The organism is Aeromonas sp. 604443, from assembly GCF_049170315.1.
In the GTDB taxonomy this organism is placed as follows: domain Bacteria; phylum Pseudomonadota; class Gammaproteobacteria; order Enterobacterales; family Aeromonadaceae; genus Aeromonas; species Aeromonas veronii_A.
This window is the reverse complement of record NZ_JAAKMI010000003.1, coordinates 231,927-249,805: the sequence shown is the minus strand read 5'-3', so window position 1 is coordinate 249,805 and position 17,879 is coordinate 231,927. Positions and strand designations below refer to the sequence as shown.

Genomic DNA, 17,879 nt, shown 5'->3' with positions numbered 1-17,879 from the left:
GCACCGCATCCCCATTCAGAGGCGCACATTGCCCCCTCCTCAAAGTGCCTCTTGGCACTCTAACCGCATGCTGGTATGTTTATTTATACAGTAGTTTTGCTACCCGCAGCGATGTCATACCTGGTGTCGTCAACAGCGGGTCAGACCACAGGATCATCGATGGATACCTTTACCCCGACCGCCGCCCTGCGTCAACAGATGGCCGCCATTGAAGCCTCTCTCAACCAGCTGGCCGATCTGCTTGGCCAACTCGAGCTGCAGGAGGCCCATGTCTATCCCCTCCCCCCGGTGCCACAGGGGGAAGAACACGACCCGATCGAGCAAATTGAGGTGGGCTATCTCAACGGTGAAGCCGCGCTGGCGGCCACCCTCGCCGCTTATCGGGACCACAGCGCCCGCCCCGGCTGCTCCACCAAGGCAACTCATCGGCTGCCCGGCTGGTTGCGCTTTCCTGCCGCCGCCGCTCCGCTGATCCAGCCTCTGGTTGAGGAGATCAATCAGCGCAAGCTCGATTTCAAGGGGCTGGTGCAACAGGCGGGGGGACGGGACGAGAAGTTCGAGCTGGTACATACCGCCCTGCCCGGCGTGATCACTCTGCAGGTCTACCGCAAACTGACCCTGTTGGCGGGGGAGCTGCAATCCCTTGGCTTTACCTGGGCTGACAAGCAGACCATCAATCGCCTCAGTCGCGAGCAGGTGCTTGAGATGCTGGAGCGCAGCCGCCGCTACATACCGGCCCTCTCCAACAACGAGGAGTGGAGCAAGATGGTGGATCAGGAGGTGTACGACATTCGCCGTCTGCCCGCCGATGCCGAGCTGCGGATCCGCCGCCCGGTCAAGACTCACCCGATGATCAACCTGCTCTGGCTGGAGCGCACCCCGCGCAAGCAGCAGATCAAGGCGAGCCTGCCTCTGCTGCTCTGCTCCGATACCCCGCCTGCAGTCACCCATCTGGGCAACTATCCTCCCAAGAGCCGGCAGGCGCGGCGAGATCGCAAAATTGGCGGCGAGCCCATCATCGAGCGGCTGCACCTCTATCTCTATCAGGGGTGACTGGATCTGGGATAACCGGGCCGCCTTTCCGCGATAAACGAGTATCCCGCATCTGTATCGATAGGAGGTATGAAAGGTGGCGTCGCCAATCAGCCCATCAGCAGGGCCCGCAAGCTCTCCACATCTAGCCCGCGCACCTCGGACTGGCCGCTCAGCAGGCCATCGGCCAGCGCCCGCTTCTCGTCGTGCAGGGCGACGATCTTCTCCTCCACCGTCTGCTCGCACACCAGCCGATACACGGTCACCGGCTGGGTCTGGCCCATCCGGTGCGCCCGATCGCTCGCCTGATCTTCCACCGCCGGGTTCCACCAGGGATCGAGGTGCAGCACGGTATCGGCTTGGGTGAGGTTGAGGCCGGTGCCCCCCGCCTTGAGGCTGATGAGGAACAGCGGCACCTCCTCGTGGCGAAAACGCAGGATGGAGTCCTGCCGCGCCTTGGCCGAACAGCCGCCATCCAGATAACAATAATCCCAAGATTTCTGCTCGATGCGGGCCCGCAACAGACTCAGCAGGTCGACGAACTGGCTGAACACCAGCACCCGATGACCGCCGTCGATCGCCTCTTCCAGCAGGGCCATCGCCTCGTCCAGCTTGCTGCTGGTCTGCGACCACTCGGGCATCACCAGCTCCGGCGAGCAGCAGAGGCGGCGCAGCCGGGTCAGGCCACTCAGCACATGCATCAAGGCGCGGCCATCGGCGCTTTGCACCTGCTGCACCACTTCCCGCCGGGTCGCCTCGTAGAGCTGGCGCTCTTCGGGGGAGAGGCTGATGTGGTGGATGATCTCGGTCTTGTCCGGCAGCTCGGTCAGCACCTGTTGCTTGAGACGACGCAGGATAAAGGGGCTGATCACTGCACGCAGCAGCGCCATGTGCTGGGGATCCTTGACCGCCTTGCCAAAACGACGCTTGAACTCGCCAAGGCTGCCGAGCAGCCCCGGGTTGATAAAGGTGAAGAGGCTCCACAGCTCCCCCAGATGGTTCTCGATGGGAGTGCCGGAGAGGGCGAGGCGAAAATCGCCGTCGAGCTGGAACAGCAGCTTGGCGCGCTGGGTACCGGCATTTTTGATCTGCTGCGCCTCATCGAGCACCATGGAAGACCATCGGCGGGACTTGAGCGCCTCCGCCAGGCTGCCGAGCATGCCGTAGTTGATGAGGATCACCTGACCGGCCTTGGCCTCGCGAATAATCCCCTCCCGCTCGGCCGGGTTCTCGAACACCACCACATCAAGCTCGGGGGCGAAACGGGCCACCTCCTCCTGCCAGTTGGTGACCACTGATTTGGGCACCACCACCAGCGCAGGGCCAAGGTGCTGGCGCATGCGCAACACAATCAGCGCCTGCAGCGTCTTGCCCAGACCCATGTCATCGGCCAGACAGGCACCAAAGCCGTGATGGGCCAGGGTCGCCATCCAGCGCACCCCCTCTTTCTGATAGTCCCGCAGGGAGGTAAGCAGCTCGTCCGGGCAATCGACCTCCTGCTGCCACTCCTGCTGCAGGGATTGCCACGCCGCATCCCCTTCGGTGGTAATGACCGAGAGCAGGCGAGTCAGGGGATAGGCCAGCTTGTTGTTGATGCGCTGCTCTTCATCGAGCATGGCCCCCAGCATGGTGAGCCGCTCCACCAGCTTGTCGCTCAGCATCAGGCTGGTCTTCTCGTCGAGCTGAACGGTGCGCTGCCCCGGGGTCATCTGGCGCAGAATAAGGCGCAGATCGAGGATCTGGTGCTCATCAAGCGCCAGTGCCCCTTCGACCTGGAACCAGTCCTGCCGCCGCTCGATGCGCAGGCTCAGAGCAGCTTCATCAAGGCTCTTGAGGCGAGCGCTGTCCTGATGCCAGTGAATGACCACACCGGTATCCACCAGCTCGGGCAGGGCATTGACCAGCGCCAGCGCCTGTTCCCCCTGCAGCAGCCACTCGCTGCCGGGCAGGCCGATGGGGAGTTGATTGCGCAGTAGCTGGGCCTGCAGCTTCTCGGCCGCGAGATCCCGCTGCCAATAGTGGTACGCCTTGATCCCCTGCCGCACGATCGCCTCCCCCTTGCCAAGGGGCTGGGGCGGCAGATCCTCAAAGCGGGTCACCAGCTTGACCGACAGCTGGCCATCCTGCCAATCCAGTTGCACCGAAGGAATGCCCGGCCAGGGAGCCAGTTCGGCGTTGCCGCTAAGCCCCGCAACCTGACTGTGCCAGGGCAGCTCGGGAATAGCGTCCAGGGTGCGTTGCAGCTCGGCCAGCCCCTCGGCGGGCAGCAGCGGGATGGATTCGAGCGCAGGCAAGCGGTCGAGCAGCGGCTGCGGGGTGAGGATCAGCTGCCACAGATCCTGCGCCAGCGGCATGATATGGGCCCCGCGGGCGGCTGCATCTGGGATCAGCAAGGCACTCATCCCCTCTTCGGTCGCGATAATCTGCAGCAGCGGCGCCGTGATGGCGAGCTGCAGCTTCTGCCCCTTGGCGTTGAACAGGCGGGGGTGATCGGCCAGCGGCGCCCAGACATCCCGGGGCAAGCGTCCCATCACCCGCGGCAGGGTGCGCACCACTGCCCAGTCATGCTCGTCGAGCATGGCGGCATACTGGGTGGAGAGCAAGGCCGGATCGACCCGGCGGCCCGCCGTCCACTCCCCCTTGGTACTGAGTTTCTGGATCTTGCACTCCAGCTCGGGGCCGTCAGCATGGAGCAGCCACACCAACCGCTCCTGCGGCTTGCGTACGCCACTGGAGCGTCCCAGCCCCTGCAACCAGTTGAGCCAGCTGGCAGAGGCCGCGGTTTTATCCTCGTCCCCGTCATCATCCTGCTCGTCACAGCCCTCTTGCGCACTCTCCTCACTGCCGCGCAGTTGGCACAAGGGCGCCCCTTTGGCCGCCTCGCCCAACAAGATACGCAGCAGATCCTGACAAAATGCCATAAGGCGATGATGGGGCTCGGCATCGAGCAGATGGGAGAGATCCCACTTGTGCAACATGGCCACCTGCGGGCTCTGGGCACCGTGACGGGCCAGCGCGCAGAGATCGAGCCAGAGATAGCCCCAGTGGAGCTCCTCTACCGGCAGTTGCAAAGTATCGAACAGGCCGACCGCCTGACCGTGGCGATCCCCCGCCCACTGGCTGAGCAGGTCGGCAAGCAGGGGGAACTGACCAGTCAGGCTGCGCTGCCACTTCTTGCGCTGTTCGCTGGCGATGACGGGATCGGCCTGCTGCAACCAGCCAAGCCAGAGCAGGGCGCTGAATGAACGGGGCCACTGGCCCGCCTCGCCCTCATCGGTTGCCTGCCACTGGCCCAGCGCGGTGAGCAGCCGCTCGCCAAGCGGGCCGCTCTGGCTCTGCTGGGCCAGTGCCTGCAGGGCTGGCCAGCCGGGGGCGGCATCCTGGTCCTCGCCGGTTGGCGATGTGCTCTCGCCATCCCCGCAGAGCCAGCGCCACTCCGCCTCGAACGCTTTGGCCCGGGCCTGCACCTCGGGAGCGCAGCGCACCAGCGCATTGGCCAGCGGCCAGCGCTCTTCATAAGGGGCATCGAGCAGCAGCTGCAGCGAGAAGTGCTCCAGCAACAGTTGCTGCCAGGCGGGGCTGGAGCCCGCCAGCAACTGGTGAGCGTCCGGGGTATCGAGCAGGGTCAGCAGATCGCTGGCCGAGAAATAGGTCGGGATCTCCCCCGCCTTGCCGCGGCAGAGCTCGCGCACCACCGCATGGGTGAGATCCTGCCCGGTCAATGAGGGCACCCGGCTCCAGTCCGGCGCCGGGCAAAGACCGGCACGCACCCCCAGGATCAGCGCCAGCGTCCCCTCGGCGGTCAGGCTCCACTGCTGCTCCCCGCGCAATCTGACCAGCCCAGCATCCTGCAGTCGGGTCAGTTTATCGATCAGGGCATGGCCTATCGCCAGTTGTTCTTGCAGCAAACGGGTACTGGCAACGCGCTGCAATTGCAGGGTGGCGAGCAGGGCATAACTATCCGAAGAGAGGGTGGACGCAGACATCAAGACTCACGGGCAAGTGCAAAAGCGGAATTTTAACGGTAAAGCGCCAGCGGCTCGACCCTTTACCGTGAAATAACTCAAAAAAAAACGGCCATCCATGATGACCGTCGAAAGTAACGAAGGAAATAGCCGGATCATCCGGTTACCTCCCACAGCGGGAAAATCGGGAGCGCTAGCCCCTAATTCGTGGGGCCAATGCTAGAGGTTGACGTATTAAAAAGCTTTGAAGCGGATCACAATTGAAAAGGATTTCTGAAAACGCTTTCAATTTTTGACGACCTAAAGAGATGATCTTGCACCAAATGAACCATCTCCAACCCGGCCTTCCTCGTCGCGGCATGGATCCCATATACCCATTTCCATTCAGGGCTCGAGGGGGCTGTTGGCCCTGACCGCCGGAATGCGCGGGGCATTATCGGCGATTGGCAGCTGAACGACTCCCCCCTTGTCCGGAGCATTGGCAGACTGATCTGGCCAGCACGCTCGGTACTCGGCCAGCTACGAGGGCAAACGTGGCGACTCACCGGTTGCAAGAAACGGGGCTTCATCCGACCGGCTTGCCCGGGCTGTCATTGATCGATAGGATGTGCCCCATTCCAAGAGGGCAGGAGCAACATGATTTTGCGACAACGCGTGGCGACAAGACTCCTGCTGCTGGTCTGCATTCTGCTGCTCAATTGTGCACTCCAGCCGCTGACCAGGCTGGCTCAGCTGGAGATAGCCGCTGGCTGCCATATGCTGACCGTCCCATCCTCCGCCATCGATGTCGATGTCGATGAGGATGGCCGCGCAGCAACGCCGCAACCCGGCAGTTGCCAGCTCAACGGCAAGTGGCTCAGTGCCGCCAGCGTGCAATGCGCCGAACAGCTCTTCTTTGCCATCGCATTCCTGATCGCCCTGCTGGCACCACTGCCCCGTTGCTCGCCCCCCCTCCCCCCACCCAGAAATATCTCCCCGCCAGAACGGCGGCTTCATCTCACCCTTTGTGTCTGGCGAGAATGAGTCAGTCGCGGCTTAAACAACCCTGACTTTCATTTTCAAGAGACAACACCATGTCAAACATCTTCAAGACTGCCCTCTTGCTGGGCAGCCTGCTGTGGCAATCCATCGGATTGGCCAGCGATACCGGCTGGCTCACCAGCCCCCGCAACGATCACGCACAAATCCGGCTGCAAGCAGATAGCCGGGATCCGGCACAGCCCCGGGTGCTGCTCAGTCTGGCACTCGAGTCCGGCTGGAAAACCTATTGGCAAAACCCGGGTGAAGGGGGAATTGCCCCTGAAATTCTCTGGGATGATCCCAAACTCACTCAACAATGGCACTGGCCAGTGCCAGAGCGATTCGCGGTCAGCGGCATGTCGACCCAGGGGTATCAGCAGGCCGTAACCTTTCCCATCAGCCTTGGCCATGGCAACCGCAAGGCGCTGACCGGCACGTTACGCCTTTCAACCTGCAGTAACGTCTGCATCCTGACCGACTACCCTTTTGCCCTTGCTCTGGATGGTACGGCACCGGACGGATTCGACCTTGCCTATGCACAGGCGATGAGCAAGCTGCCTCAAGCCATGCCCAAGAGCGTCAACCTCCAGGCCGGCTACCAGCAAAACCGGCTACAGCTGAGCGCTAAGCAGCAAGAGGGGTGGCGGGCTCCGCAGATTTTCCTCCAGCAGCTGGAGGGGGTCGAGTTTGGCGAGCCCAGCCTGGAGGTGCAGGGCAATACCCTGATTGCCCGCATTCCGGTCAGCGATGGCTGGCAAGGGGATGCACCGGATATCCGTCATCAGCAACTGGGCGTGGTACTGGTCAACGGTGACGAAGCCTGGCAGAGCCAGGTCACCATAGGTGATCCCCTGCCACTACCCGCTGGTGGCCACTCGCTGCGCTGGATCCTGGGGGCAGCACTGCTTGGGGGGCTTATTCTCAACCTGATGCCCTGTGTGTTGCCGGTGCTGGCCCTCAAGCTGGGATCAGTACTGCAACTGGAGACCCGTGAGCGTCGCCCGGTTCGCTTGCAGTTCCTGGCGGCAAGCGCAGGTATCCTGGTCTCCTTTTGGACGCTGGCACTGATGAGCACCCTGCTGCGCGCCACCCAGGGGGCCGTCGGCTGGGGTATCCAGTTCCAGAGCGTCTGGTTTATCGGCTTCATGGTCGTGGTGACCTTGCTGTTCTGTGCCAACCTGCTGGGGCTGTTCGAGATCAGGTTATCGAGCAATGTCAACACCCGTCTGGCAACCGCGGGTGGCAACGGCATGGCCGGTCACTTTATGCAGGGCTGCTTTGCCACTCTGCTGGCAACACCCTGCTCCGCCCCTTTCCTTGGCACCGCAGTCGCCTTTGCGCTCGGGGCGCCATCCGGTCAACTCTGGCTTGTCTTTACCGCACTGGGGATTGGCATGAGCCTGCCATGGCTGCTCATCGCCGCCCTGCCCCGTCTCGCGCTCTGGTTGCCAAAACCGGGACGCTGGATGGGGCGCCTGCGCATCCTGCTCGGCCTGATGATGCTGGGCTCCAGCCTCTGGCTGCTCAGCCTGCTTGGCAACCATATCGGCCATAACGGGGTGGTGATCCTGATGGCTCTGATACTGGCAGCCCTGCTGCTGGCGGTCGTATGGCGCCACGGTATTCGCGGTGTAACCCTGGGGCTGGCGCTGGGCTGCTTGCTGGCCGCAGCCCTGCTGCTCGGCGGCGCCTTCACCATGGAGGGCAAACCACAACAGGATACCGTCCACTGGCAGCCACTCTCGGAGCAGGCCATCCAGGACGCCCTGGCACAACACAAGCGGGTCTTCGTCGATGTGACCGCCGACTGGTGCATCACCTGCAAAGCCAACAAATTCAACGTGCTGCTGCGCGATGATGTGCAACGAGCCCTGAGTGCCCCCGATGTGGTGGCCTTGCGCGGGGATTGGAGCCGCCCCTCAGACAGCATCGCCGGCTTCTTGCGCCAACGCGGCAGTGTGGCCATTCCTTTCAACCAAATCTATGGCCCCGGGCTACCGGGTGGCGAGATCCTCTCTCCCCTGCTGGATCGTGCAACTCTGCTGGCCACTCTGGAGCACGCTGCGAACGCCCCTGTTCAAGGAGAAACAAGATGAGATATATCCTGCTCATACAGACCCTGCCGGGAGAGCGGGGCATACCCGCAGCGCAAGGGGGAAATTATCGGCAATCGGCTGATCTCCCTCATATAGCGCTCGGGGGCAACGTCAAAAACGCACTGGTCATCAAGGGGCAGTCATGACAGCAACATCATCCCGGATCCTCCGTCTGCGCCGCTGGAGCAAGGAGGCCCTCTGGCTGCTGCTGTTGGCGGTGATTATTTCGACGGCGCTGGACCTCTGGCGCAGTCCGGCGCTGCCAGAGGAAAGCCCGCTGCCTCAACTGCTGCTGCAAGATGGCACTCTGGCCGACCTGCAGACAATGAGTCGGGACAGACCACTGCTGATCTATTACTGGGCCAGCTGGTGCGCAGTCTGCCGTGTTACCACACCGACAGTGGAGCAGCTATGGCGAGACGGCGAAAACGTGCTGACAGTGGCGCTGCGCTCCGGCGACCAAGCCAGGTTGCAGCAGGGGATGGCCAGGAAGGGGCTGACCTTCCCGACCCACAATGATGAGCATGGCGACCTTGCCGCCCGCTGGCAGGTGAGCGTCACCCCCAGCTTCCTCATCATCAAGCAGGGTAAAGTGGTGAGCTCCACCACTGGCTGGAGCTCGGGCCCGGGACTGAAACTGCGGTTGGCCTGGGCCAGCCTCGGCTAACTCGGCCCGCCAGGGAGCACTATTGCGGCCCCTCTTCCCGCTGAAGAGGGGCTGCGATCGTATCGTTCTGACCTCGATTCAGAAAAAGGCCGGAGCCCGCAGCTACGCTGTTTAGCTTTTCCTCGCCGGTGATGGCATCTTGCCAAACCAGTGCTCTGAAAGTTTCTGCGCCTGTTTGACTTCCGGCCTGGTCATCGCTGCTTCCAGCTCGTCACGAGCCTGCACCGCCTCCGGCATCCCTTCTGTTGCCGCCAATGACAGCCAGGCATAGGCATGTACCCGGTTACGCGGAGCCCCCAGTCCCTCTTCACGCATGGTTCCCATCCGGTATTGTGCCATACGATCACCCTGTTGGGCCGCCAGCCGATACTGCTTGAGTGCCAGCACATAGTCCTCTTTACCGCCCAAACCCTGCCGCAGCATCTCGCCATAAGCATATTGAGCCTGGGTATGACCTTGTCCAGCAGCTTTGGCATAGCTGGCTCTGGCTTGCTCCAACTCACCCTGCTCTTGCTGCAACTGCGCCAGCTCGAAACTGGCCTTGGTGATCCCGCCTTCCGCAGCCAGAGTCAACCAATGCTGCCTGGCTACGCCATCTGTTTGTTGCAAGCTCAGTTGGTACTCCGCCTCATGCGAGCCATGAGTCACCGCCAACTCCAGCCAATATCTGCCCAACGCAGGATCAGCTTGCACCTGCTCTCCCGCCAGATAAGCAACACCCAGCCATAGTTCAGCTTCGGCAGAACCCGCATTGGCAGCTCGCTGATAAGCCGCGAAAGCATCAGTTGGTGTAGCCTGACGAGCCAACAACAACAAGGCATCCGGCTGCTGCTGGGCGGCAGCCTTCTCAAACCAGCGCTGGGCAATATCCGGGCGTTTGATCACCCCTTTCCCCTGCTCGTAGCGCTTGCCCAGCTGATACTGAGCGTCGCGATTGCCCTGCTCTGCCGCTTTTTCCAACCACTTGACGGCATCCTCATCCGCCCCCTGCTGATTGGCATACCACTGCCCAAGGATCAATTGCGCCTCTGCATGATCCTGTTTGGCGGCTTTCTCGAACCAGTCGAGGCATTCACTGACCAACTTGCCCTGATGCTGCTCCTGACACATCAGGCCCAGCTGATAGCTGGCATTGCTGTTGCCAAGGCGAGCAGAGCGCTGCCACCACAGGGTAGCGAGCGTCGGGTTTTTGGGCTCCCCGAGCCCGGCCTGATACCAGTCACCCACTTGCCAAGCAGCATTGGCGCGGATCTGTTTATCGGCGGCCAAGGGGCCAGACTGCTCGGCCGCTTGCTGCATCCAGTGCATGGCATTGGGGTAATCGAGTTGGGTTGCCAGCCGTCTGGCCAGTTCATACTGGGTGCGGCCATCCCCCAGCTTTGCGGCTTGGGATAGCTCGGCATCAGTGCGTGGCGCAGTGGCAGAGCAGGCGGTTAAGATGCTGGCGGTCAGTGCCAGCCATAGGATTCGATGGGTCATGAGAAATTCTTCGCAGAGTGAAAAAGGGGCGAATAAAACAGGGCCGGTTACAGGTAGTGCCATTATTGGTCAATCAAGGGGCAGAAAAGCTGAATTACAGCCTCTCTGCCCCATGGCTTAATAACCGAACTCTTTACGGCTGGCTGCTTCAATCACTTTATATTGAGGTAACGCTTGCGTGATATCACCAAGTACACGTTGATATTCCTCTGGCTTGCTAAATACGAGAGCGTATTCCCCCCAGCTATACGGGGTCTCCATGATTTCCATACCGCACAGCTTGCCAAAAACTGATATTTCACCTGAGTCCTTAAAAATACACCCATAATGGCGGACTCTTGGTTTCATATTGGTGATTTTAAAGGCCAGAAATGCACCTGCACCGGCCAGTGCCTGCGGGCCCACCAAGCCAATAGCGATGATGCTGCCCACAATCAGCAAGCCACCAATCCCACGGATAATGTTGTAAGCCACTTCCGGGATCTTGTCCTGCTGGGTGTAGTAGATCCCCTTGGCAGTCATTCGGTAGTGATAGAGCTGGTTGGGGTCCGTTAAGTAGCGCGAAAAAATAACACCCCAGCCCCCCAGAATTAAAAGCACCCAAATTAACGGCCAAGGGTTCTGACTATCGCTATTAATAAAAACCATTAATGCAATTAGCCAACACACACCTCCCATTAACAGTGACGATGACCATGCAGCTCGCTGGGCATGGTCAATATGCCACTCATATAAAACCGGCTCCTTTTGCAATTCAAGATATTGCTCGCTGTAGTAGTGGTTGGCGCCATCAGCCTCTGCACTCTCTGCGTTCTGCTTGTGTTCTGTGGTGTCACTCATCCTATTTCAACTCTATCAAGGTGCCACGGGCCATAAAGCACAGGGGTTGGCCGCTTAAACGCTCTGCCACCGGGTGGCCTATCTTGCTCTGTTATTAGTCAATCAAAGGACAAAGAAGCTGAATTACAGCCTCTTTGCCCCTATGGCTTAATAACCGAACTCTTTGCGGCTAGCAGCCTCTACCATTTGATATTGTGGCAAAGAGCGAGTTACATCTTCGAGTACCTTGGTGTACTGATTAGGAAGAGTAAAAATCAAAGCATACTCACCTGTTTCCGGCGGATGTTCCCAAATCCTCATCCCATTAATGCCACTAAAGGTAAAGATCTCGCCCTCCCCCTTAAAAATGCACCCATAATGGTGAATCTCTGGCTTCATATTGGTAATTTTAAAGGCCAGAAATGCACCGGCCCCCGCTCCGACCAGTGCCAGCGGGCCCACCAAGCCGACAGCAATGATGCTGCCCAAAATCAACAAGCCACCAATCCCGCGTGCAATGGTGTAAGCCACTTCCGGGATCTTGTCCTGCTGGGTGTAGTAGATCCCCTTGGCGGTCATTCGGTAGTGATAGAATTGATTGGGGGTAAAAAGATAACGTCCCTGAAGTACAGCGAATATTCCGAATACAATACAAAACAGGGTTAACTGCCAAGCTTTTTGACTATCGCTATTAATTAAATTAAACAGTCCTAAGAGCCACAAAAAACCACCTATGGCAATTGGAAGCTCCCATGCAAGTCTCTGCTGATGATCAATCTGCCACTCATATAAAACCGGCTCCTTTTGCAATTCAAGGTATTGCTCGCTGTAGTAGTGGTTGGCGCCATCAGCTTCTGCACTCTCTGCGTTCTGCTTGTGCTCTGTGGTGTCACTCATCTTATTTCAACTCTATCAAGGTACCCTGGACGGGCAGTTTATCATCGATCTCAGCGGTCAAGACCACCCCTTTGGCCAGGGTACCGCGGGCCATAAAGCGCAGGGGCTGACCACTTAAACTCTCTGCCGCCGGGTAACCTATCTGCAACTGCAGTTCATCCCCCTGATTGGCGGCGACCGCCAGTGTCACCTGCCCAACCCCTTGGCTGGTCACCTTGATGGCGGCCTCTTGCGCAGGGCCCAGCACAGGAGTTAACACGGAGGCGGGGTAGCTCTGCTTGGCAAGTTGATAGCCAAGCAGCTTTATCGACAACTGCAGGGTAATGGTGCGCAGATGCGGCGGCAGCGCAACGGTCAGCTTCCCCTCCTTGAGCTCCACCGTCGGCTGACAGGCAACCCGTTCATACTGAAGCAGCTCTTCAGCCGCAGGCCACCCGGCCGGCTTGGTGCCCCAGGTGGATTGCAACAGCCAGCGATCTATAGGCAGACGGTTATAGCGGGCCAGTATCACGGTGGCGGCCAGATAGAGCAGGGTGCCGATACCAATAGATGCGACCATCCAAGTAGCCCATGTAGCCCCTAGAGTTGCACCAAATAGCAAACGGCCAAACGACACAACGGCTGGTATCCCCTGCGCCCCCAAGCCCCCCAGCTTTAACCAGTAACCAAATTGCTCCATATCGGCATTGGTATCATCCATTAGCTTGGCATGAGTCTCCCACGCCTCCAGCCCCGCCGCCAGCAGTCCCAGCCCGGTCATCCAGCCGGTGGTAAGGGTAAAGCGGCGCACCAGAGCGGGGTCTACTATTGCGGCTTCAGCTAAACGCTTATTCAGAAGATGTTTAGGCACCACCACCTGCCCCTGCTTGATGGCCACCATAGCGCTGCCGGTCCAGGCGGCGGTGTAGGCCAGGTTACGGTTCAGCTCCAGCTGTGCGGTAGGGTTGCCCTGCAGCTTGCGCGCGTTCTCGTCATACCCTTGCAGCGCCACCGTCAGGTTGGCGATATTGAGCAGGGCCGCCAACCCGCCAAAGTTGCCCCACCCTTGCCACACCTTGGCGGCCGCTTGTACCCCTCTGGCACCTTGCCGCTGCAAGTTGAGGTAGCTGGCCATCTTGCGCTCAAACTCCTGCTGCAAACCGCCTTCCAGCAACAGCAGACGGGGCCATTTCAGCTGCGACCACTCGGCGCCTGCCGCCTTCATCCGGCCAAGGTGGCCCTCTGTTATCTTGCCGGGCGTTGCCAACTTGCCGAGCAGGTTGCCCTGTACCTGAGCCACAAAGGCTTTGCTCTCGGCCACAAATGCGGAGTTGATGCGCACCTGCTGGCCGGTGTGAATTGATTCGAGTACCACCAGACTCAGAGTGCGGCCAAGTTTTTCACCGCTGAGCAGATGCGGATGCAGCAACTCGCTGAGCTGTTGCCATGGCTTGATGGCCACCCCGGCGATAGCCGCTTTGAGGGCGCTCATGGTCGCCTTGGCGCCCTCATGCAGCCCGCCAAACAACTTGCTATTGCTCAGAAAATCGTTATTGGCTATCGCTTCCATCGCCGCCAGCGCATTGGCGACACCGGTGATATTGCCCACCCCGAGCCAGTCTGGGTTTTTCTCAAGCTCTTTTTTGACCTCGAGATCAAAGCCGTAGTGTGCCAGCGCGGGCAGAGCCCCCTTTTTCAATGCCTTGGTCAACTGTTCACCCCGTTTGGTGTTGGGGGCCAAAAATAGGCTAAAGAGCCACTGGCAGCTGCTGGCCAGCAGCTGGGTCTGGGCATCCTCCGTCTGGCTATCGAGCCCCAACAGCAGGGGGGAGGTCGGTAAGGCTTGCAATAGCTGCAGGGCATCGTCATAGCTGGTCAGCCAGCGCGGGCGCAAGGCATCCACCCCTTGCGCGTACTGCTGGATAATCTCTTCCAGCCCCGACCAGTTCACTTCGTCATCAAAGCGCACCCCGGGCCAGCTGGCCCACTTGTCGGGATTGAGGCCCAGCTGCTTGAGCTGGGCATGCTGCGCCATCAGGCGCTGCTCGGCGCCGAGGTCTATGTAGTGATGGCCAATGCCTTGACGCTCCTTGTAGTCATACTTGGCAACCAGATAGGAGTGCAACTGCTTCTTGAGCTTGAAGGTCGCCAGACGGTCGCCCCTGGCTGACGCAGGCAGGCTGCCTTCATCGAGCGGGGGCAGTGCCAGCATCTCGGTGATACTGGCCATGGTCCAGCGGTGACGGGTTTCGTCGTCATTAAAGGGCTGCTCATGGCGGATAGCGATATCGCTCAGGCGCTCGGTCACATCGTGCATATCCGAGATAAGGTCGTCGAGCGCCACCACCAGAGCACTTTGTAAATCCGGCATACCGGCCTTGCTGGCCTCCGCTGAGCCTGCCGGTTTGTCACGCCACAGCAGGCCCGGCGCTACCCCCTCGGGGGCCTTGAGGGTGGCGCAGCTTTCGACGAATCCCTTGTTGGGCAAGCCCATGTCGGCTACGTGGGTAGAGAGCAGATCCAATAATCCCGCATGCTCACCCCCCATCTTGCTGGCCAGCGAGAGCAGATTGAATGAGCGCATCCCTTTGCTGCGCAGACTGTTCTGCTCGCAGTACTCCTTTTTCAGCCGCTCGGTCCAGCGCTGATGGGAGAAGGCCATCGCCACCTTGTGGTTGGCCGAATAGAGCAAATGCCCTTTGCTGCCCTTGCTGGCATGAATAAACTGGCTGCCTTTGACCTCATACTCGTCGAGCATTTTTATTTTTTCATCAAAGACATAGAGCCAGCCATCGCGCAGCTGGCGCAGGGTGTAGGGATTGGCCTTAAGCGCCAGAGGGCCTTTGAAGTGCTTGGCAGGCAGAGGGTGCGGCTGTTTTGCTGGCGCCTCAAATACTTCATCAAGGGCATAGCGCACCGGTACCAGGGCAATCTCTTTATTTTTAAAGGGGCAGGTGCCAACCGGGCTCTTGCAATCCTTGTTGCCGGCAGCTCCAGCTGCTTGGTTCGGGGTGCTCATGACGTTATTTCCTGTGCAATGGCGTGTTGCTCTGCCCAGTTGGCTGCCTGTTCAACACGCTGTGACGGGGTCTGTGCCGAGGGGGTAGTCAACAACCTGCTCACGATCGGGTAGGCATCACCCTGCCACCATGACTCGCCCAGGAAGCCCAGCACATTGAAAAACAGCAGCAAGTCGCGTTCGGTCTGAAATCCCAGTTGATAAGCCTGTTGGGCCCAGCGGGCAATCCAACACTTTGGATCGGTCTGCTGCGCCAACCGGGCGGGAAACCACGCCTGCATGTGGCGATAAACCGCATCCAGCTGGTTTTGCCAACTCACTTCGCCCAAGCGGGCCCATTGCACATCGGTGAGTCTGCATGTGTCGCCCATCGGCTCGGCAAGCGTCTCTTTGACCTGCCAATGGCGCCAACCGGTGCGGGTTGGCAGCCAGACTTGTGCAATTTTCCGCCACAGCCAGGGGTCTGCATCCACCATCAGACATGCCATGGTTTCCGGGGCGGCCAGTTTGAGCAAGATGCGGCTGCCGTAAGGGCTTTCGACCTCGATAAGCTGGCGCAACTGATCCGCCAGCGGCAAGAGAGGCAAAGCGGAGGCGAGCAACCATCCGGTATTGGCTGACAGGCTCTTGAACCAGCCGAGCAAGGGCTCGCTGGCCTCCACCAGACAGGGAGAGACCTCCCGCAGGCTATCCCAGGGGGCGTAGAGATAGAGCGGCTGGTAAGCCGGGCAGTCGCTGACCTCAAATAGTTGGCGTTCGAGCTCAGGGATCTGCCCGCCATCGAGCAACAGATAAAGACGTTCACCTTCTGCCAAGGTGAGCGCTGGCAATACCATTAGTTGCCCTCCTTGGCCAGCTGTTCACATATCTCGCAGACCGGCTCGGCCGATTTCAGAGTCGCAATCTGGCGAACCGTGTCGACCGGGGGCGGCGGGGGCACCGCCTCGACATCATCAGGCAGGATAGGCATCTGCCCAGCCCAACCGGAGCCAGAACCGGGACTACCGCCAGAGTTCATCTTGATGGAGCCACCACTTATCGTCACGCCATCAGCATCGACCTTGACGAAGCTGCCACCCACTTTAAGTGTCAGCTCGACACCGGCCTCCAACACGATCTTCATGCCTGCCTTGTAGTGTACCTCCTGGCCGGCATCAATCAGCAGCGATTGCCCCAGCTTCTGATGCATGGAGGCATCCACCGTCAGCGAGTAGTCCGCCTTGATCTGGTCGCGCTTTTCGCCTTCGACTGTCAGGTAGTCGTTGGCCTTGATGCGAGTGACCCGCTCGTTGTCGATATCCCGATGCTCGTCGTGTTTGATATGCCAGACGACATCGTTCTGGATGAGCACGTTCAGATCTTTCTGACCGTGGAGATAGATCTCTTCCTGACCAGCCTGGTCTTCAAAGCGCAGCTCGTTGAAGCCTTCGCCCTGATGGGTTTCGGTGCGCAGCACGGTGCGGGTCTTGTTGAGTGGCAACTCGTAAGGTGGCCGGTTGGTAGCGTGATAGGTGCGGCCAGTCACTATGGGCTGATCGGGGTCCCCTTCCAGAAATGAGACGATAACCTCGTGGCCAATGCGCGGCATGGCCATCATGCCGTACTGACCACCGGCCCAGCCCTGGCTCACCCGCACCCAGCAGGAGCTCTGGTCGTTGGAATTGCCGTAGCGGTCCCACGGAAATTGCAGTTTGACCCGGCCGTGCTCGTCGCAGTAAATCTCTTCCCCTTCGGGACCAACCACCATGGCAATTTGCGGGCCATCCACCATGGGCTTGTTTGGCGCCTCTGGGCTGCCGATACGCGCCCGCCAGGTAGTGCTCGCCTTCACCACGCCAAATTCGTTGTGATAAACGGTCGGGCCACTGCCGCCCTCCTCCTCCAGCGCTTGCGGCTGTTCGCCGGTGTGGCGGATATGGACGACTTGCCAGTCGGTATTGAGGCTATCGTTGGGGTGCTCGGTCAGTGAGAAGAACAGCCCCGGCATAAGGGCTGCGCTATTCGATTTGCCGCTGCCCGCCACTGCATCGTTGCGTAGGGCATCGAGCCGGTGCTGGGCAAAGGCCTTGCCGCTGCCGTCCTGCTTGTAGCGACCCGGGTAGTCAAAATGCTGATAGGTATCGCGCTGATGCTCGAGCTCTGCGCCCTGCTTTTTGTGGGAGAGGCCATAAGCCGGCGTCTTGAAGCTGTAGTCCTTGAGCTCTACATCGCTTGGCCGTACCGCCTCACGGTAGTGGAACTGGCGCACGTAAGGACCTTGTTTCAGCGAGCGGTTGCCAAGGTTGAAAAAGAGCTCGGGGCCAGCAGTCAGGGCTGCGGCATCGTCAGCAAAGACGATGCGATGTTTGCCTGCTTCAAACTCGTGGAAGTAGAAGAGCCCCTCTTCTGCGGCAAGGCGATTGAGGAAGTCGAGGTCAGTTTCGCGATACTGAACGCAGTATTCCCGCTGGGCATGTTCATTTTTCAGGGCAAAGGCGTAGTCGGTGATACCGTGTTCTTGCAGCAGAATGGAAAGAATTTCCTCGGGCTTCTGTGTCTGAAAGATGCGGGAGTTTTGGCGCAATCCCAACCGCCACATGGCCGGTTTGACTTGCAACTGATAGCGGGTGCGACGAAAACCGCTGTCCCCTTGGGCAAACTCGCTCACTACCCCGCAGACCCGGCGTTGCAGCTCGCCGTTGTACCACACCAGCAGCTCGCACGGCTGGTCCAGCACGGCACCAAAGTCGATATCGGGTTGGCTGCTTGCCAGCTCCAGCGTCAGAACAAACGGTCCGCTGAGCCTCTCATGCAAATCAAAGGCAGCGACAACGAAGGTGGTTTCTGGCAACGCCCCCACCTTGGCGGTGAATTGTAATCCTGTGCTATTGGCCATCTTGTGCCTTCTCCATAGCTACCGCACGCCC

The 17,879-nt window shown here is 59.9% G+C and carries 11 protein-coding genes; 4 read left to right on the top strand and 7 right to left on the bottom strand.

Features of this window, described 5'->3' with window-relative positions; translation table 11 throughout:
- Positions 1–159 precede the first annotated feature (159 nt).
- Complete coding sequence (locus G5380_RS06685) at positions 160–1,053, top strand: DNA replication terminus site-binding protein (protein WP_216978392.1); 894 nt, start codon at positions 160–162, stop codon at positions 1,051–1,053.
- A gap of 89 nt (positions 1,054–1,142) precedes the next feature.
- Here G5380_RS06685 and G5380_RS06680 read toward each other — a convergent pair whose 3' ends face one another.
- Positions 1,143–5,018 carry an SNF2-related protein gene (locus tag G5380_RS06680; RefSeq protein ID WP_421352554.1) on the bottom strand — a complete coding sequence of 1,292 codons (3,876 nt, stop codon included), beginning with the start codon at positions 5,016–5,018 and terminating at the stop codon, positions 1,143–1,145.
- A 615-nt stretch (positions 5,019–5,633) separates the two neighbouring features.
- Between G5380_RS06680 and G5380_RS06675 the strand changes: the two genes are divergently transcribed.
- From G5380_RS06675 to G5380_RS06665, 3 genes are all read left to right on the top strand, one after another.
- Positions 5,634–6,020, top strand: a complete 387-nt coding sequence (locus G5380_RS06675) for a hypothetical protein (protein WP_421208660.1) — start codon at positions 5,634–5,636, stop codon at positions 6,018–6,020.
- A gap of 50 nt (positions 6,021–6,070) precedes the next feature.
- Positions 6,071–8,113, top strand: coding sequence for a protein-disulfide reductase DsbD family protein (locus G5380_RS06670; RefSeq protein ID WP_337072820.1), 2,043 nt, complete (start codon positions 6,071–6,073; stop codon positions 8,111–8,113).
- A 142-nt stretch (positions 8,114–8,255) separates the two neighbouring features.
- Complete coding sequence (locus tag G5380_RS06665; RefSeq protein ID WP_216978388.1) at positions 8,256–8,780, top strand: protein disulfide oxidoreductase; 525 nt, start codon at positions 8,256–8,258, stop codon at positions 8,778–8,780.
- 111 nt (positions 8,781–8,891) lie between these two features.
- On the opposite strand, the gene G5380_RS06660 is transcribed toward G5380_RS06665, so the two are convergent.
- From G5380_RS06660 to G5380_RS06635, 6 genes are all read right to left on the bottom strand, one after another.
- On the bottom strand, positions 8,892–10,259 hold the full coding sequence (locus G5380_RS06660) for a tetratricopeptide repeat protein (RefSeq protein WP_421208659.1): 1,368 nt from the start codon (positions 10,257–10,259) through the stop codon (positions 8,892–8,894).
- Between the two features lie 117 nt (positions 10,260–10,376).
- A complete protein-coding gene (locus tag G5380_RS06655; RefSeq protein ID WP_421352553.1) occupies positions 10,377–11,099 on the bottom strand; it encodes a hypothetical protein in 723 nt (240 codons plus the stop codon).
- A 147-nt stretch (positions 11,100–11,246) separates the two neighbouring features.
- Complete coding sequence (locus G5380_RS06650; protein ID WP_421208657.1) at positions 11,247–11,975, bottom strand: hypothetical protein; 729 nt, start codon at positions 11,973–11,975, stop codon at positions 11,247–11,249.
- 1 nt (position 11,976) lies between these two features.
- Positions 11,977–14,973 (bottom strand): toxin VasX, encoded by a 2,997-nt coding sequence (locus G5380_RS06645; RefSeq protein WP_421208656.1) that lies wholly within the window; start codon positions 14,971–14,973, stop codon positions 11,977–11,979.
- On the bottom strand, positions 14,970–15,809 hold the full coding sequence (locus G5380_RS06640; RefSeq protein WP_421208655.1) for a DUF4123 domain-containing protein: 840 nt from the start codon (positions 15,807–15,809) through the stop codon (positions 14,970–14,972). The genes G5380_RS06645 and G5380_RS06640 overlap by 4 nt, the downstream gene beginning before the upstream one ends.
- A complete protein-coding gene (locus G5380_RS06635) occupies positions 15,809–17,848 on the bottom strand; it encodes a type VI secretion system tip protein VgrG (RefSeq protein ID WP_421221389.1) in 2,040 nt (679 codons plus the stop codon). The genes G5380_RS06640 and G5380_RS06635 overlap by 1 nt, the downstream gene beginning before the upstream one ends.
- Positions 17,849–17,879: the final 31 nt, after the last annotated feature.